The organism is Nesterenkonia sp. YGD6 (genome assembly GCF_022565895.1).
Lineage (GTDB): Bacteria > Actinomycetota > Actinomycetes > Actinomycetales > Micrococcaceae > Nesterenkonia.
Genome location: NZ_JAJOYY010000001.1, coordinates 628659 through 644486 on the forward strand (window position 1 = coordinate 628659; position 15828 = coordinate 644486).

Consider the following 15828-nt stretch of genomic DNA (forward strand, 5'->3'; position numbering starts at 1 on the left):
TCTAATACTTTTCTTATCTTAACATACCCCCCCGGGGGTGCGCCCTCCCACCGGGCCCCACCACCGCTTCGGTGACACCATTTCGGTGACACGACCTCCAGCAGAGAGGAACCACCTCCTACCGTGGACTGGTTAGAACAACAGCAGCAGAACTTCGAGTCGCTGCAGAACTTCGGGCCCCGACTCTGGGATGGATTCCTGCTCACCGTGCAGCTCACCCTTCTCGGTGCAGCCCTTGCCTTCGTCATCGCCGTGATCCTCGGCCTGATGGGCGGCAGCCCCAAATGGTGGCTGCGCACCCCCGCCCGCATCATCATCGAGTTCTTCCGCGGCACCTCGCTGCTGGTGCAGCTGTTCTGGGTGTACTACGTGCTGCCCCTCTTCGGGCTGACCCTGGAGAGCCCCTTCACCGTCGGTGTGATCGCGCTCGGCGTGAACTACGGCGCCTACGGCGCCGAAGCGGTCCGCGCCTCGATGACCTCCGTGGCGAGCGGGCAGTGGGAGGCCACCGTGGCGCTCTCCATGTCCTGGACCCATAAGATCCGCCGGGTCATCTTCCCGCAGGCCTGGGCGCTGATGATCCCTTCACTGGCCAACCTGCTGGTGCACCTGCTGAAAGGTTCGGCCATCGTCTACATCGTCGGCCTCAATGACTTCAACTTCGAGCTGGATCAGCTGCGCCGCGTGACCAGCGCCTGGTTCTCCTACGCCTTCGTCGGTCTCATCGGATACTTCGCCTTCGCACTGGCGCTCACCCAGGGGATGCGGCTGCTTGAGATTCGCGCCAAGCATCGACTCGGCCAGGGGCTCAGCATGCGGGAGATCCTCTCCCCCGCACCCAAGGTGCCCACCTCCGGCATCCAGCCGGGAGGTGCCTCATGATCCCCGTCATGCCATTCACCGCAGACCCGGCCCCCGCCACAGGGGCCACCGGCAACGTCTGGAACTGGGACTTCGCCATCGAGATCTTTCCGGCGATCCTGCGCGCATTCATCGAGGTCACCCTCCTGGTGACCGTGGTGGGCACGGTGATCGCGGCGCTTCTGGGCCTGGTCATCGCCATCCTGCTGCGCGTGCTCCCCCGCCCGCTCGCCTTCGTCCTGCGCTGGGCGGCCAACTTCATCCGGATGACCCCGCTGGTGGTCCAGCTGCTGGTCCTCTACTACGGCTTCACCTGGATGGATCCGCTGACCATAGGCTTCATCGTGTTCGGCATCCACTACGCGACCTACATGTCGGAGGTCTACCGGGCCGGCATCGATTCGGTGCCGAAGGGTCAGTGGGAGGCCACCAAGGCGCTCTCGATGAGCGCCGGGCGGACATGGCGCCGCGTGGTCATCCCGCAGGCGCTGCGCTCCACCATCCCCTCGCTGGGCAACTACGCGATCTCGATGTTCAAGGACACTCCGTTCCTCTTCGTGATCTCGGTGGCCGAGATGGTCCGGGTCGCGCAGACCATCGGCGCCCAGACCTTCCGCTACACCGAGGCGATCACCATCGCCGGCCTGATCTTCCTCGCCGCCAGCTACCCCACTGCACTGCTGATCAACCGTCTGGAGAAGCGACTTGCCTACGCCAACTGACCCCGAGGTCCCGGTCATCGAGTTCGTCGATGTTCAGAAGAGCTTCGGGGACAACATCGTGCTCAAAGACCTGAACTTCTCGGTCCGGCGCGGAGAACGGGTGACCCTGATCGGTCCCTCCGGTTCGGGAAAGACCACCATCCTGCGCCTGGTGATGACACTCGAGGAGCTCACCGGCGGGTACATCTTCGTCGACGGCGAGCCGCTGACCCACCGGGAGAAGGACGGCAAGCGCGTCGCCGTCTCCTCCAAGGAGCAGAAGAAGCTGCGCACCCGGATCGGGATGGTGTTCCAGCAGTTCAACCTGTTCCCCAACATGACCGTGCTGGAGAACATCATCGAGGCGCCCATCTACGTGCTGGGCCAGTCCAAGGCCGAGGCCACCGCGAAGGCACATTCGCTGCTGGAACAGGTCGGCCTGCCCGACAAGGCCGATCAGCACCCGCTGAGCCTCTCGGGTGGACAGCAGCAGCGCGTCGCCATCGCCCGGGCGCTGGCCATGGACCCGGAGATCCTGCTGCTCGACGAGGTCACCTCCGCACTGGACCCCGAGGTCGTCGGGGACGTGCTCAACATCCTGCGCAACGTCGCGGACACCACCAATGTGACCATGCTGATCGTGACGCATGAGATGAGCTTCGCCCGCGACGTCTCCCATAAGGTGATGATGTTCGACGGCGGCCGCGTCATCGAAGAGGGGGCGCCGGAGAAGATCTTCTCGGACCCCAGCCACCAGCGCACCCAGCAGTTCCTCAGCGCTGTGCTCGGCGACGCCTGATCAGATTTAGAATTGACCTACCTTCCCAAACATCCCCAGGAGTGAGACAACCTGTCATGAGCCTGATCGTTCAGAAGTACGGCGGATCATCCGTTGCAGACGCCGAAAGCATCAAACGAGTGGCGAAGCGGATCGTCGAGACCAAGCGCGCCGGGCACCAGGTCGTGGTGGTCGTGTCCGCGATGGGTGACACCACCGATGACCTGCTCGACCTCGCAGGCCAGCTCACCTCGTCACCGCCGTCCCGCGAGATGGACATCCTGCTCTCCTCCGGTGAGCGCATGTCCATGGCGCTGCTGGCGATGGCGATCCACGAGCTGGGCGAGTCCGCCCAGTCCTTCACCGGCTCCCAGGCCGGCATGATCACCGACGCCATCCACGGCAAGGCCCGCATCATCGAGGTCTCCCCGCTGCGCGTGCAGGAATCCCTCGACGCCGGCCACGTCGGCATCGTCGCAGGGTTCCAGGGCATGAGCCGGGAGTCCCGAGACATCACCACGATGGGACGCGGCGGCTCCGACACCACCGCCGTCGCCCTGGCGGCCGCGCTGAAGGCCGACGCCTGCGAGATCTACACCGACGTCGACGGGGTCTTCACCGCAGATCCGCGCGTGGTCAAGACCGCCCGGAAGATCGATGAGATCTCCAGCGACGAGATGCTGGAGATGGCGGCCGCCGGCACCAAGGTGCTGCATCTGCGCTCGGTGGAGTACGCCCGCCGGTTCGGCGTGAAGCTCCACGTCCGGTCCTCGTTCAGCCAGCTCGAAGGCACCTGGGTCATCCCCGACCCCAAAGACACCGTCAAGATTCAGGAAGGCGAACCCTTGGAACAGCCGATCATCTCCGGCGTCTCTCACGACGCATCCGAAGGAAAACTCACCATCACCGGCGTCCCGGACGTCCCGGGCAAGGCGGCGGAGATCTTCAACCTCATCGCCGAGGGTGCGATCAACATCGACATGATCGTCCAGGACGTCTCCTTGGCGACCAAGACCACCAACATCTCCTTCACCCTCCCCGGTGAGGACGGCGAGCGCGCCCAGGAGATGCTCAACGCGCACAAGGCCATCATCGGCTTCGAGTCCCTGGACTTCGTGCCCCAGGTCGGCAAGGTCTCGCTGATCGGCGGCGGGATGCGCAACCACCCCGGCGTCTCGGCCCGGTTCTTCACCGCCCTACGCGACGCCGGGATCAACATCGGCCTGATCTCCACCTCCGAGATCCGCGTCTCGGTGATCACCGACGTCGAGCTGCTGGACCGTGCGGTGGCGGCGATCCACACCGCCTTCGGCCTGGACTCCGACGAAGAGGCGACGGTCTACGCCGGCACCGGCCGCTGAACCCGACCATGGGCACCGTGGTGCGCCCCGCCGTCGGGCGCTTCGATGACTTCGGTGAGGTCGTCGGGGTGAGGAAGCCCGGCGGTCTGGGGTGCACCACGGAGCTCTTCGAGGCCCACGGGTTCGAGGTCGCCGGGCCCACCACCGCACACAGCGGACACCGGCCGCGCTGGATCATGCGCCGAGAGCTGGGCTGAGCGGCGTCTGCCCCCGATATCGGCGCCACCAGCACACAGGCGGCAGGTGTACCCTTTACGGGTTCCCTGCCGCCTGCGCACTTGGTACGAGTGATATACCCGATGGTAACCGAAACACCAGCTCCGCTCGGGGCAACACACGGTCTGACCGTGATTCCTGAACAGGAGCACCGCCAGCGAGCTGCCGCCCACCAGGCCGTGGTCAACCGCCTCACCGAGGACTTCCTGGCACGCCGTCATGCCGGCACCAAGCACCCGGTGGAGGACTTCCTCTTCACCTACTACTCCCACTCCCCCGGCAAGCTCTCCCGCTGGCACCCGGGTGCGGGATTCGCGCTCGAGGACTCGCCGGAGACTGAGCGGACCGAATGGAAGCACTACCGCAGCACTCCCGCCGGGGTGACCCTCGACGTCGAGGGCTTCCGCACAGATCGGGCCTCCATGATCGGTTTCGCGCGGCGCCTGTTGAGCACGACGGCGGCCGCGCCGGCCCAGCTGGGATGCTTCGGGCTGCACGAGTGGGCCATGGTGTATAGGTCGGTGGAACATGGCCAGCGCCACGACCAGGTCCCGCTGCGGCTCGGCGCCGCCGGCACCGACGAGGTGGTGGAGGCCGCGAACATCCGGTGCACCCATTTCGACGCCTACCGCTTCTACACGCCCTCGGCGCGGCCGCTCAACGCGCTCGAGCCGACCCGGGAATCGCAGACCCGGATGGAGCAGCCGGGCTGCCTGCACGCCAATATGGACCTCTATAAATGGGCCTATAAGCTCATTCCCGCGGTCAGCAGCGACCTGCTCCTCGAGTGCTTCGATCTGGCCTCACGGATCCGCCGGCTGGATATGCGCGCCTCCCCCTACGACTTGAGCGACTGGGGCTACGAGCCGGTGCCGATCGAGACTCCCGCGGGGCGATCGGCCTACGCCCGGGCGCAGAAGGGCTTCGCGGAGGAGTCCCAGGTGCTGCGTGGGAAGCTGCTCGCGGTGCTGGAGGAGATTGAGCCGCCTGGCTGACCCTGTGGTTCCGGTCTGACCTGTTCCGGTCTGATCAGGCGGATGCAATAACGACTGATCAGACCGCCGAGCAGCCTGCCTCAGGCGCTGGCGAGCACCCGGCTGCATTCGCTGAGCAGCTCCTGCATCCGCGCGGCGTCGTGGCGGCCGTTGAAGATCTCGGTGCCGTTCTCGAAGGCCCTGCCGGCCGCGAGCGGTCCCGCGTCCACGGCGTCGTAGCCGAGGGAGTCCACGAAGTCCTGGACCAGGGCCTTGGCTGCGGTGTCATCGGCGGCGACGGCGAGCGCCCGGCGCTGCGGGTCCCCGGCCGGGTAGGAATCGATCTCCAGATCGCCGTAGCCGATGTGGTTCAGCGTCTTGACGACCCGCGCACCGCCGAGGAACTCCGCGACGACCTCGCTGGTGCTGGTGCCGTTCTCGAACTCGTCCATGAAGCCGTCCACCGGCGCCCAGTAGTTCATGGTGTCGATCACCACCTGGTCTCGCAGCACCGAGGTGTCGATGCTGCGGTACTTGTGCAGCGGCACGGCCAGCACGATGATGTCGGCGCCGCTCAGCTGCTCGCGGTCCACGGCGGCGGCGCCGGGGACGATCACCTCGGTGAGCAGCGCGATGTCTGCAGCGGGCTTGGCGGTCGCGATCTTCACGGCATGACCGGCCCGCACGGCCTGACGGGCGACGGCGGTGCCGACCCGGCCAGCACCGAGCACTCCGATGGTCAGTGGCGTCTGCGTCATGGTGATCCCGTCCCTCGGCCAGCGGTGGACCGATTCTTCAAAAACTGTAAGATTTCGCCTGGCATAACGTGAGCGGCTGCGGTTTTGTTCCACCCGCCGGGTGACTGGCTCCCCACCGCTGAGCCCCCGGCGGCAGGACGGCTCACCTCTGCGAGAGCCACTGCTCGGCCGTCGTGGTGGTGATGACCGTGGGTGAGGGCGGGATCAGCGCCCCGCTGCCCAGCGCGGTCCCTCCCAGCGGGATCCGCACCACCCGGCGGGCCACATGATCCTGCTCGTTGATCGCCCTGGCCAGCTCCGCCATGTCGACCTGCTCTGGACCGCAGACCTCGGTGACCTCGGCAGGCTGCTGGGTCAGGGCCTGCTCCACCAGCTGTTCCGCGGCCTCTGCGACCGCGATCGGACGCGAGAGCAGGCCGGGGACGAACGCCGTGCCCGCCAGCCGCGTCTGTCTCAGGAGCTGTTCGGCCAGTTCGAACCACTGGGTCGTGCCCACGATGCTCAGCGGAAGCCCGCTTCCGCGGTAGACCCTCTCCTGGGCTGCCTTGCCGCGGTAGTGCCCGAGCCAGCGGTTGACGCGAGGGTCGCCCGCATTGACGATCGAGAGGCAGACGACGCGGGCCCGCGTCCCTTCCAGGGCGGCCACCACGTTCCGCGCGGCGGGCTCGAAGAACCCTGCCGCGGCCCGCGCCGTGAAGCTCTGATGATTCAGACAGTCCACGACGACCTCAGCCCCCACCAGCGCGCGCCGCAGCGCTGCAAGATCGCCGATGTCTACACCGAGATGCCGGCTGACGCCCACGGTCTCCACCCCACGGCTCGGCAGACGCCGCATCACCAGCGATCCGGCCAGCCCTGAGGCTCCCAGCACTGCCACTCGTGTCCCTGCCATGCCACGGTCCTCTGCCCGCTGGATCTCTTGACGTTCGCCCACTGTAGACGCTCCCGCGGATGCACGTCAGGGGTTCAGCTCACGTCACCGTCGACGTAGAGCCACTGGCCGGACTCGCGGCGGAACCGGCTCAGCTCGTGCAGCCTCCCCCCGGCGCCCTGATGATCGTGGTCCAGGTAGGTGGCCACGAACTCCACCGTCCCGGTGTCGTGGAACGGGCCGCCCGCCGTCGTGCCCAGGATGCTCAACCGGGTCCAGTCCGGGCCTGGCGCGGTGAGGTCGCTCAGCGCGGGCCGGGTCTCGGCGGCCCAGGTGCGGTGCAGATAGCCGCCGAAGCGTCCTGGATCGCGGTGAAGCAGCGCGTTCGCGCTGAAGCGGGACCGCATCAATGCTTCCGCCGTCGGAGCCGGTGCGCCCAGGTGGAAGCGCTCGCAGCAGGCGGTGTAGGCGTCGCCGGATCCGCAGGGACAGCGCGGGTCGCCATGCCGCTGCTCGGTGTCCGACGGGCCGGCGCCGGGCTGGTCGGTGTCCGGCTGCTCGGCGCCGGGCTGGGCGGATGCGTTCTCGGTCATCGCTCCAGCATCTCATCAGGCTCACCCGTCATCCCTGGCGCGGGCACCCGGTAGACTGATCCGGCAAGCTCGCGGAGCGTGCCGCCGTCGTCCCCAGCCGTGCTGATCTGGACCCGCGCGGTGCGTGAGACGGCACCTCGTAGCGGTCCCGCGGGCTCATCCACTCGCACCATCGCACAGGAGACCCTATGCCGCGCATCATCGTCGAGGTCATGCCCAAGCCAGAGATTCTCGATCCCCAGGGCAAGGCCATCGCCTCCGCGCTGCCGCACCTGGGATTCACCGACTTCTCCGGCGTACGCCAGGGCAAGCGCTTCGAGCTCACCTTCGAGGGTGTTGTCACCGAGCAGGTCTTGGAGAGCGCCCGAACCGCCGCGGCAGAGATGCTCTCGAACCCCGTGATCGAAGACGTCATCAGCGTGCGCGTCGATGATGAGGGCGCTGCATGAGCACGGAGACTCCTCTGATCGGGGACTTCCATGCGGCCCCCGCCGCGAACCCGCTGAGCGGGGCGCGCATCGGCGTCGTCACCTTCCCCGGCACCCTCGATGACCGCGACGCCGCGCGCGCCGTCCGCCTCGGCGGCGGCACCGCCGTCCCGCTCTGGCACGCCGATGAGTCGCTGCAGAATGTGGACGCCATCGTGCTCCCCGGCGGCTTCTCCTACGGGGACTACCTGCGCGCCGGCGCCATCGCCCGCTTCGCCCCGATGATGAACAAGATCATCGAGGCAGCCACCGCCAGCTCAGGTTCCCGACTCCCGGTGCTGGGCATCTGCAACGGATTCCAGATGCTCACCGAATCCCACCTGCTGCCGGGTTCGATGGTGAAGAACGATCACCTGAAGTTCCTCTGCCGTGACCAGGTGCTGCGTGTGGAGAACACCTCCACCCCGTGGACCTCACAGTTCACCCCCGAGGAGCTCATCGCGATCCCGCTGAAGAACCAGGACGGCCAGTACCTCGCCGACCCGGCCACCCTGGAGGCGCTCGAGGCCGAGGGCCGCGTGGTCTTCCGCTACGTGGGCGAGAACCCCAACGGTTCACGCAACCGCATCGCCGGCGTGACCAACGAGACTCACAACGTGGTGGGCCTGATGCCGCACCCCGAGCACGCCGTGGAAGCCGGCTACGGTCCCGATGACGCCACCGGGATGCGCAGCGGCACCGACGGACTGACCATCTTCACCTCCGTGATCGCATCTCTTGCCGGAGGTGCCCAGTGAGCGAGCCGACTGTGACAGACAAAGAGTTCAACATCGACACCGTGGAGCACGCCTCCACCACCCCCGACACCGACCTGCCCTGGGCCGAGCTCGGCCTGAAGTCCGACGAGTATGACCGGATCGTCTCGATCCTGGGGCGGCGGCCGACGGCGGCCGAGCTGGCCATGTACTCGGTGATGTGGTCCGAGCACTGCTCGTACAAGTCCTCCAAGGTCCACCTGCGCCAGTTCGGCGAAAAGGTCACCGAGGAGATGAAGAAGGACCTGATGGTCGGCATCGGCGAGAACGCCGGCGTCACCGACCTCGGCGACGGCTGGGCCGTCACCTTCAAGATCGAGTCGCACAACCACCCCAGCTTCGTGGAGCCCTACCAGGGCGCTGCCACCGGTGTGGGCGGAATCGTGCGCGACATCATCTCCATGGGCGCCCGCCCGGTGGCGGTGATGGATCCGCTGCGCTTCGGCGACATCGATCACCCTGACACCTTGCGGGTGCTGCCCGGCGTGGTCTCCGGCATCGGCGGCTACGGCAACTCCCTGGGCCTGCCCAACATCGGCGGCGAAGTCGTCTTCGACTCCGTCTACCAGGACAACCCGCTGGTCAACGCGCTGGCCGTGGGCGTGATGCGCCATGAGGACCTCCGCCTGGCCAACGCCTCGGGCGTGGGCAACAAGGTGGTCCTCTTCGGTGCCCGCACCGGCGGCGACGGGATCGGCGGAGCCTCGGTGCTGGCCTCGGAGTCCTTCGACGACTCCAAGCCCTCCAAGCGTCCCGCGGTGCAGGTCGGTGACCCCTTCGCCGAGAAGGTGCTCATCGAGTGCTGCCTCGAGCTCTTCCACGCCGAACTGGTCGAGGGCATCCAGGACCTCGGTGCCGCCGGCATCTCCTGCGCCACCTCCGAGCTCGCCTCCAACGGCGAGGGCGGCATGCACGTGGAGCTCACCGACGTGCTGCTGCGCGATCCCTCGCTGACCCCGGGAGAGATCCTGATGTCAGAGTCCCAGGAACGCATGATGGCAGTGGTCACCCCGGCCAACGCAGCCGAGTTCGAGCGCGTCATGGCCAAGTGGGAGGTCGAATACTCCTGGCTGGGCGAGGTCACCGACACCGGCCGGCTGATCATCGAATGGGACGGCGAGACCATCGTCGACGTCGACCCGCGCACCGTCGCCCATGACGGCCCGGTCTACGAGCGGCCCTACCACCGACCGGACTGGCAGGACGCCCTGCAGGCCGACACCTTCCGCTCATCAGCCGCAGGCGAGAACCTGCCGCAGACCGCGCAGGAGCTCGGCGGCGCCGTCGTGGACCTGATGACCAGCCCGAACATGGCGGACGTCTCCTGGATCACCGATCAGTACGACCGCTTCGTCGGCGGCAACACCGCGCTCTCCCAGCCCGATGACTCCGGTGTGATCCGGGTGGACGAGGAGACCGGGCTCGGCGTCGCCCTCTCCACCGACGCCAACGCGCGCTACACCTATCTGGACCCCTACACCGGGGCACAGCTGGCGCTGGCCGAGTCCTACCGCAACGTGGCCACCACCGGGGCCATCCCGATGGCGGTCTCGGACTGCCTGAACTTCGGCTCCCCGGAGGACCCGGAGGTCATGTGGCAGTTCGCCGAGGCCGTGCGCGGCCTCGCCGACGGCTGCCAGGAGCTCGGCGTGCCGGTCACCGGGGGAAACGTCTCGCTGTATAACCAGACCGCCGGCCGGGCCATCCACCCCACCCCGGTGGTGGGCGTGCTGGGCAAGTTCGACGACGTCAGCCGGCGCACCCCCTCGGGCTTCGAGCGCTGGGCCGACGGCCAGGCGATCTACCTGCTCGGGACCACCCACGATGAGCTCGACGGCTCCGAGTTCGCCCGCGGACGCGACCACCTGGGCGGGCTGCCGCCGAAGGTGGACCTTGGCGCGGAGAAGATGCTCGGCGAGATCCTGATCAACGCTTCCCGCGACGGCATGATCGACGCCGCCCACGACCTCTCCGAGGGCGGGCTCGCCGCCGGACTGGCCGAGATGGGCCTGCGCTTCGGCGTGGGCGCCCGGGTGGCCGTGGACGGGATCTGCGAGCGCGACGGCGTGGACCCGTTCACCGCGCTCTTCAGCGAGTCCCAGGCCCGCGCCCTGGTCGCGCTGCCCCGGTCGGAGGAGCTGCGCTTCACCGATATGACCACGGCGCGGGGCTTCGCGGCGCTGCGCATCGGCGTGGTGGATGCGAGCTCCGGGGACCTCGAGGTCGCCGGACCCTATGCGGGCGACAGCTTCACGCTGGGCCTGGAGGAGCTGCGCGAGGCATGGAGCGCGGTCATCCCCTCGCGCTTCGCCACCCTGGGCGAGGCCACCGAAGCGGTCCGCCAGGAGAAGTAGAGCACGGCCGCTGGAGCAGACCAGCGCCGGCCGAGACGAAGAGACCACCCTGGCGGATGCCAGGGTGGTCTCTTCGTCTCGGGTCAGATCCCCAGCGAGGCCTGCACCTGGGCCAGCGCCTGCGCGGAGTCACGCAGCGCCTGGGCCTCGTTCGCCGCGAAGGGGGTGGTCGTCACCGGCTGCACACCGCTGGCGGAGACCACGGTCGGGATGGACAGCGCCACCCCGCTGATGTCGAGGAATCCGTCGAGGACGCTGCTGACCGGAAGGATCGCGTTCTCATCGTTGAGCACCGCCTCCACGATCCGTGCCGCGGAGAGCCCGATCGCGTAGTTCGTGGCGCCCTTGCCGGCGATCACCTTGTAGGCGGCGTTGCGCACCTCATCGGAGAGGGTCTCGAGCTCCTCGGTGTCGAAGACCCGCAGCCCGTCACGCTCCCAGTCCAGCAGCGGGGTCACCCCGATGCTGGCCGCGGACCAGAGCGGGAACTCGGTGTCGCCGTGCTCCCCCACGATGTGGGCGTGCACGCTGGACTGCGCGACACCGGCGCGCTGGGCCAGCTTCCAGCGCAGTCGCGCGGTGTCCAGCACGGTCCCGGAGGAGAACACCCGACTGCTGGGCAGCCCGGTGATCTGCTGGGCGGCCACGGTCAGCACGTCGCAGGGATTGGTGACCAGCAGATACACCGCATCCGGAGCGCGCTCAAGCAGCTTCGGGAGCATGCTGCGCAGGATGTCCACATTGGTGCCGGCCAGGTCGAGTCGGGTCTGTCCGGGGTGCTGTTTGGCCCCGGCCGTGATGACGACGACGTCGGCGCCCTCCACGTGCCTGAGGTCCGCGCCGCCGTCGATGTCCGTGGCGCCGGTGAACTGGCTGCCGTGGGCAAGGTCGAGGACCTCTGCTTCGACCCGGGCGGCGTCGATGTCATAGAGGCGCACATGCCGTGCGGAGCCGCGGATCATGGCCGCATAGGCGGTGGATGTGCCGACGCTTCCCGCTCCGACGATGGCCAGGGTGGAGTTCTCGATGACGCTCATGGGCTCAGCCTGTCACAGCAGCGGACGCTCGAACAGAGGCTGTTCCCGGGACCGCGGATTCAGCTGAGCGTCAGTGCCGGCAGAGACAGGACGGGTGTCCTGCGGGGTCGGCGTAGACGTTGAAGCGCTGCGCGCCGTTGGCCATCCGCAGCACCTCGGCCCACAGCGCGACGACCTCGGTCAGCGCCCGGGCCTGATGACCGGTCAGGGGCGGCTCGGGGCAGGCCAGGGCGGCCCAGCTCCGTTCCCGCGGGGCTCAGAACGGGTTGAGCAGCCGGTGCACGAACTGCCGGGTGCGCTCCTGCGTCGGCGCGCGCAGCACGTCCTCGGCGGGGCCCTGCTCGACGACGACTCCGCCGTCCATGAAGACGACCGTGTCGGCCACCTCGCGGGCGAAGGCGAGCTCGTGGGTCACCAGGACCATGGTCCAGCCCTCCTCGGCGAGCTCCTTGATCACGGTGAGCACGTCGCCCACAAGTTCGGGATCCAGCGCAGAGGTGGGCTCGTCGAAGAGCAGCAGCGCGGGCTGCTGGGCCAGTGCCCGGACGATGCCCACCCGCTGCTGCTGTCCACCGGAGAGCTGGTGCGGATAGTCATCGCGCTTCTCGGCGAGACCGACCCGGGCCAGCAGCCGCTCGGCCTCCGCGATGGCCTCGGCCTTGGGGCGCTTCTGGACCTGGATCGGGCCCTCGGTGACGTTCTGCAGCACGGTCCTGTGCGGGAAGAGGTTGTAGCCCTGGAAGACCATCGCCGAGCGGGTCCGCAGCGACTCCTTCTCTCGGCGGGTGGTCTTCGCGGTGAAGGTCACCGCCGGGCCGCCGGAGAATTCCACGGTGCCGGCGTCGGGCTGTTCCAGGCCGTTGAGGCAGCGCAGCACGGTGGTCTTGCCGGAGCCGGAGGGCCCGACGAGGGCGAGCACCTGACCGGGCTGCACCTGCAGGTCGATGGAGCGCAGCACCTCATTCTCACCGAAGGACTTGTTCAGTCCGGAGACGCGGAGCAGCGGGTCCCTCTGTGCGGGGTCAGTGGGCGACATAGCGATCCAATCTGCGCTCCAGGCGGTCCTGCACGGTGGAGAGCACGAGGCAGAAGACCCAGTAGATCATTGCGGCCTCCACGTAGAGCAGCATGAACTCCTGGCTGAAGGCGGCCACCTGCTGGGCCTGCCGGAACATCTCGGTGACCAGGATCAGCGAGGCCAGTGAGGTGTCCTTGACCAGGGAGATGAAGGTGTTCGAGAGCGGCGGCACCGAGACCCGGGCCGCCTGCGGCAGGATCAGCCGGCGCAGCGCCTGGTTGCGGGACATCCCGATCGTGTACCCGGCCTCCCACTGACCCTTGGGCACGGAGAGGATCGCCGCGCGGATGACCTCGGCGGCGTATCCGCCGACGTTCATCGAGAACGCGATCACCGCGCTGGGCCAGGGGTCGATGGTGACCCCGATCGAGGGCAGGCCGAAGAAGATAACGAACAGCTGCACCAGCAGCGGGGTGCCGCGGATCACCGAGATGTAGGCCCTCGCGATCCCCGACAGCAGCCGATTCCCACTGATCCGCATCAGTGCGAGCACCAGGGCGAGCGCGAGCCCGACGGTGAAGCTGGCAAGGGTCAGCGGGATGGTCCCGGTCAGGCCCCCGCGCAGCAGCGGCCAGAACGAGTCGATCGCCAGTTCCCAGTTGATGTCCATCGGTTCCATCAGTTCCGAGCCGCCCACGGGCGCAGCGCGTCACCGATCATTCGGTGACGTCGGCGCCGAAGTACTTCTCGGAGATCTCGGTGAGCGTGCCGTCCTCGGCCAAGGCTGCCAGCGCCTCGTCCACTGCCTCGACCAGGGATTCGCTGCCCTGCCGGAAGGTCAGTGCCGCCTGCGACTGATCCTCGGTCTCGGCGGCGATCTTGATGTTCTCGTTGCCCTCGGTCTCCTGGTAGTCCAGGTAGGTGAGCTTGTCGTTGATGGTCGCGTCGACGCGTCCCTGCTCGAGCAGGGTCACCGACTGTGCCCAGCCCTCCACGGCCTCGACGTTCGCGCCGGATTCGGTGGCCAGGTCGTTCCAGTTGGAGGTCAGCGACTGCGCAGTCGTGGCGCCGTCGAGATCCTCGAAGCTGGAGATCTCCTCGTTCTCCGCCAGGGTGACGATCACGCCGTTGGACACGGTGTAGGGCGCGGAGAACAGGTAGCTCTCCTCACGCTCCTCGGTGATCGAGACCTGGTTGGCGATCACGTCGAAGCGCTCGGACTCCAGGCCGGCGAACATCGCGTCCCACTGGGTCTCCTCGAAGTCCGCCTCCACGCCGAGCTCCTCGGCGACGGCGGTGACGATCTCGACGTCGTAGCCGGTCAGCTCTCCGGCGCCGCCCTCATGGAAGCTGAACGGACGGTAGGTCCCCTCGGTGCCCACGGTGAGCACCCCGGTCTCCTGCACCTCTTCGAGGGTGAGTCCCGCGGCCGACTCCTCGGCCGGTGCACCGTCCTCCTGCGCCTCGTCGCCTCCGCCGCAGGAGGCCAGCGTCAGGGCCGCGGCGGCAGAGATGGCGAGGGTGGAGAGCAGGCGTGTGGTCATAGGTGGTGCCCCTAGGGTGAAGCGTCGGAGAGTGCCGGCGCGCAATGGTCCGGTCATGGACAGGCACAGAACGGTAGCATCCGCGATGCCCGGGTCAGCGTGCTCTGTTACGCCAGACGTCGCGCAACCCGATTAGCCTGGAGGGATGCGTATCTGGAGCCTGGACCCCGGCTATCTGGACCGGCAGGGGCTCGTCGCCTGCTGGCGGGAGACGCTGCTCGCCCAGGCGGTGCTGCAGGGCCGGACGAAGGGGTACATGAGTCACCCGCAGCTGGTGCGCTTTCGCGCGCAGGCTGACCCGGTGATCGCGATCGGCGCGTATCTGCAGGGCGTGCTGAGCGAGGCGAGCGCGCGCGGCTACCGCTTCGACGCGACCAAGATCAGCAGCACCGGTGAGCAGGAGCTGATGCCGGTGACGACGGGCCAGCTGCTGCTGGAATGGGATCACCTGGGCGCGAAGCTGCGAACCCGTTCCCCGCTGAAGGCGCAGCAGAACCTGCAGGCGCTGCGTGCCCTGCGTGCCTCGACCGGGGAGACGGCCGTCCCCGCCGCGCACCCGATGATGCGGGTCGTCCCGGGCGGGATCGAGCCCTGGGAGCGCGCGAAGCCGGGCTGAGCCCCGAGCCTGAGCCCGGGGCCCGCCCGGCGGACCAGCCTCAGAAGGCCGGCATCAGCGTCTCGTCGTGCTCCTCGATGAGGAACTCGCGGACCTCGTCGCTGGTCATGGCGCGCTCGAGGGCCTCGATCTTCTCGGAGTCGAGGTCGCCCTCGCGGGCCACCAGCGAGATCGCGAAGCGCTCGTCGATGTTCTCCTCCACCGCGATGGCGTCCTGAGGGGTCAGCCCGAGGCTGGCGATGTAGGTCGGGTAGTTGAAGACCGCGGCGATGCCGTCCTCCTCATAGGCCGAGGTCAGGTTCAACAGGTCCACCTGGACCCACTCGAGGTCCTTCGGGTTCTCCTCGATGTCCTCGAGCGTGCCTTCGAAGCCGACACCCTCGGCCAGGGTGATCAGCCCCTGGTCGGCGAGGATCGCCAGCGCGCGGCCCTCGTTGGACTCATCGTTGGGCAGCGCGACCTGGGCGCCGTCGGGGATCTCCTCCATGGAGTCGTAGTCCCGGGAGTAGAAGCCCACGCGGGCGTTGTAGATCGGCTGGACGACGGCGAGCTCGGCGTCGTGCTCAGCGTTGTAGGCCTCCATATACGGCTGGTGCTGCGCGAAGTTCGCGTCGACCTCGCCGTCGGCGAGCAGCCGGTTGTACTGGACGTTGTCGCTGACCTCGACGAGCTCGATGGTGTAGCCATCCTCCTCGGCGACCTCGGCGGCGGCTTCGACCACGTCGGTCATCGGCGTGGTGTGCGAGGCGACCTGGATCAGCAGGTCATCACCTTCCGCGTCGCCCGGCTCCGAGGAGCAGGCCGCGGTGGCGAAGAGTGCAAGGACGACGGCGGCCCCGCTGAGTGCGCGGACGGGACGGTTCTGCAGTTGGGCAGTCAAGATGCTCCTCGTTCGGGTGGGCG

Annotated in this window: 18 protein-coding genes; 10 read left to right on the forward strand and 8 right to left on the reverse strand. The window is 68.0% G+C overall.

Annotated features, from left to right (window positions below; all coding sequences use genetic code 11):
• The first annotated feature begins 123 nt into the window (after nt 1-123).
• The 6 genes from LTI14_RS02805 to LTI14_RS02830 all read left to right on the forward strand — a co-directional run bounded on the left by LTI14_RS02805 (nt 124) and on the right by LTI14_RS02830 (nt 4912).
• Entirely contained in the window at nt 124-882 is a 759-nt protein-coding gene (locus LTI14_RS02805; protein ID WP_241463749.1) for an amino acid ABC transporter permease, read from the forward strand.
• An 8-nt stretch (nt 883-890) separates the two neighbouring features.
• Nucleotides 891-1583, forward strand: coding sequence for an ectoine/hydroxyectoine ABC transporter permease subunit EhuD (gene ehuD, locus LTI14_RS02810; RefSeq protein ID WP_241470217.1), 693 nt, complete (start codon nt 891-893; stop codon nt 1581-1583).
• The gene (locus LTI14_RS02815) at nt 1567-2361 is read left to right on the forward strand and encodes an amino acid ABC transporter ATP-binding protein (RefSeq protein ID WP_241463747.1); all 795 of its coding nucleotides are present in this window, start codon (nt 1567-1569) and stop codon (nt 2359-2361) included. Before ehuD ends, LTI14_RS02815 begins: the two co-directional genes overlap by 17 nt.
• A 56-nt stretch (nt 2362-2417) precedes the next feature.
• Nucleotides 2418-3701: an aspartate kinase gene (locus tag LTI14_RS02820; protein ID WP_241475741.1), complete on the forward strand. Its 1284-nt coding sequence runs from the start codon at nt 2418-2420 to the stop codon at nt 3699-3701.
• 17 nt (nt 3702-3718) lie between these two features.
• Complete coding sequence (locus LTI14_RS02825; RefSeq protein ID WP_241475742.1) at nt 3719-3898, forward strand: hypothetical protein; 180 nt, start codon at nt 3719-3721, stop codon at nt 3896-3898.
• Nucleotides 3899-4048: 150 nt separating this feature from the next.
• Nucleotides 4049-4912, forward strand: a complete 864-nt coding sequence (locus LTI14_RS02830; protein WP_241475743.1) for a 3-methyladenine DNA glycosylase — start codon at nt 4049-4051, stop codon at nt 4910-4912.
• A gap of 80 nt (nt 4913-4992) precedes the next feature.
• Here LTI14_RS02830 and LTI14_RS02835 read toward each other — a convergent pair whose 3' ends face one another.
• The 3 genes from LTI14_RS02835 to LTI14_RS02845 form a co-directional block, all read right to left on the reverse strand.
• Nucleotides 4993-5649 (reverse strand): NADPH-dependent F420 reductase, encoded by a 657-nt coding sequence (locus tag LTI14_RS02835; protein ID WP_241475744.1) that lies wholly within the window; start codon nt 5647-5649, stop codon nt 4993-4995.
• 142 nt (nt 5650-5791) lie between these two features.
• Entirely contained in the window at nt 5792-6541 is a 750-nt protein-coding gene (locus tag LTI14_RS02840; RefSeq protein WP_241475745.1) for an SDR family oxidoreductase, read from the reverse strand.
• A 74-nt stretch (nt 6542-6615) separates the two neighbouring features.
• Nucleotides 6616-7113, reverse strand: a complete 498-nt coding sequence (locus LTI14_RS02845; RefSeq protein ID WP_274615786.1) for a YchJ family protein — start codon at nt 7111-7113, stop codon at nt 6616-6618.
• Nucleotides 7114-7301: 188 nt separating this feature from the next.
• Here LTI14_RS02845 and purS point away from each other — a divergent pair, with 188 nt between their 5' ends.
• From purS to purL, 3 genes are read left to right on the forward strand one after another with little or no spacing between them, the layout of a single operon-like run.
• Nucleotides 7302-7562, forward strand: a complete 261-nt coding sequence (purS, locus tag LTI14_RS02850; RefSeq protein WP_241463739.1) for a phosphoribosylformylglycinamidine synthase subunit PurS — start codon at nt 7302-7304, stop codon at nt 7560-7562.
• Nucleotides 7559-8338, forward strand: coding sequence for a phosphoribosylformylglycinamidine synthase subunit PurQ (gene purQ / locus LTI14_RS02855; RefSeq protein ID WP_241470223.1), 780 nt, complete (start codon nt 7559-7561; stop codon nt 8336-8338). Before purS ends, purQ begins: the two co-directional genes overlap by 4 nt.
• A complete protein-coding gene (purL, locus tag LTI14_RS02860; protein ID WP_241475746.1) occupies nt 8335-10710 on the forward strand; it encodes a phosphoribosylformylglycinamidine synthase subunit PurL in 2376 nt (791 codons plus the stop codon). The genes purQ and purL overlap by 4 nt, the downstream gene beginning before the upstream one ends.
• A gap of 83 nt (nt 10711-10793) precedes the next feature.
• Here purL and LTI14_RS02865 read toward each other — a convergent pair whose 3' ends face one another.
• The 4 genes from LTI14_RS02865 to LTI14_RS02880 all read right to left on the reverse strand — a co-directional run bounded on the left by LTI14_RS02865 (nt 10794) and on the right by LTI14_RS02880 (nt 14309).
• Nucleotides 10794-11747 carry an L-lactate dehydrogenase gene (locus LTI14_RS02865; RefSeq protein ID WP_241470225.1) on the reverse strand — a complete coding sequence of 318 codons (954 nt, stop codon included), beginning with the start codon at nt 11745-11747 and terminating at the stop codon, nt 10794-10796.
• Between the two features lie 256 nt (nt 11748-12003).
• Nucleotides 12004-12783 carry an amino acid ABC transporter ATP-binding protein gene (locus tag LTI14_RS02870; protein WP_274615790.1) on the reverse strand — a complete coding sequence of 260 codons (780 nt, stop codon included), beginning with the start codon at nt 12781-12783 and terminating at the stop codon, nt 12004-12006.
• Nucleotides 12770-13435: an amino acid ABC transporter permease gene (locus tag LTI14_RS02875; protein ID WP_241464419.1), complete on the reverse strand. Its 666-nt coding sequence runs from the start codon at nt 13433-13435 to the stop codon at nt 12770-12772. The genes LTI14_RS02870 and LTI14_RS02875 overlap by 14 nt, the downstream gene beginning before the upstream one ends.
• Before the next feature lie 46 nt (nt 13436-13481).
• Nucleotides 13482-14309 carry an amino acid ABC transporter substrate-binding protein gene (locus LTI14_RS02880; protein WP_241470226.1) on the reverse strand — a complete coding sequence of 276 codons (828 nt, stop codon included), beginning with the start codon at nt 14307-14309 and terminating at the stop codon, nt 13482-13484.
• A gap of 145 nt (nt 14310-14454) precedes the next feature.
• Here LTI14_RS02880 and LTI14_RS02885 point away from each other — a divergent pair, with 145 nt between their 5' ends.
• Nucleotides 14455-14925 (forward strand): pyrimidine dimer DNA glycosylase/endonuclease V, encoded by a 471-nt coding sequence (locus LTI14_RS02885; RefSeq protein WP_241475747.1) that lies wholly within the window; start codon nt 14455-14457, stop codon nt 14923-14925.
• A gap of 40 nt (nt 14926-14965) precedes the next feature.
• Here LTI14_RS02885 and LTI14_RS02890 read toward each other — a convergent pair whose 3' ends face one another.
• Nucleotides 14966-15805 (reverse strand): MetQ/NlpA family ABC transporter substrate-binding protein, encoded by an 840-nt coding sequence (locus LTI14_RS02890; RefSeq protein ID WP_241475748.1) that lies wholly within the window; start codon nt 15803-15805, stop codon nt 14966-14968.
• Nucleotides 15806-15828 lie beyond the last annotated feature (23 nt).

Bases quoted from the DNA above. Each gene is read 5' to 3' on its own strand.
- LTI14_RS02840 (WP_241475745.1), bottom strand. From the start codon at position 6,541: ATGGCAGGGACACGAGTGGCAGTGCTGGGAGCCTCAGGGCTGGCCGGA.
- LTI14_RS02870 (WP_274615790.1), bottom strand. From the start codon at position 12,783: ATGTCGCCCACTGACCCCGCACAGAGGGACCCGCTGCTCCGCGTCTCC.
- LTI14_RS02845 (WP_274615786.1), bottom strand. From the start codon at position 7,113: ATGACCGAGAACGCATCCGCCCAGCCCGGCGCCGAGCAGCCGGACACC.
- purQ (WP_241470223.1), top strand. From the start codon at position 7,559: ATGAGCACGGAGACTCCTCTGATCGGGGACTTCCATGCGGCCCCCGCC.
- LTI14_RS02820 (WP_241475741.1), top strand. From the start codon at position 2,418: ATGAGCCTGATCGTTCAGAAGTACGGCGGATCATCCGTTGCAGACGCC.
- LTI14_RS02875 (WP_241464419.1), bottom strand. From the start codon at position 13,435: ATGGACATCAACTGGGAACTGGCGATCGACTCGTTCTGGCCGCTGCTG.
- LTI14_RS02880 (WP_241470226.1), bottom strand. From the start codon at position 14,309: ATGACCACACGCCTGCTCTCCACCCTCGCCATCTCTGCCGCCGCGGCC.
- LTI14_RS02865 (WP_241470225.1), bottom strand. From the start codon at position 11,747: ATGAGCGTCATCGAGAACTCCACCCTGGCCATCGTCGGAGCGGGAAGC.
- LTI14_RS02885 (WP_241475747.1), top strand. From the start codon at position 14,455: ATGCGTATCTGGAGCCTGGACCCCGGCTATCTGGACCGGCAGGGGCTC.
- ehuD (WP_241470217.1), top strand. From the start codon at position 891: ATGCCATTCACCGCAGACCCGGCCCCCGCCACAGGGGCCACCGGCAAC.
- LTI14_RS02835 (WP_241475744.1), bottom strand. From the start codon at position 5,649: ATGACGCAGACGCCACTGACCATCGGAGTGCTCGGTGCTGGCCGGGTC.
- purS (WP_241463739.1), top strand. From the start codon at position 7,302: ATGCCGCGCATCATCGTCGAGGTCATGCCCAAGCCAGAGATTCTCGAT.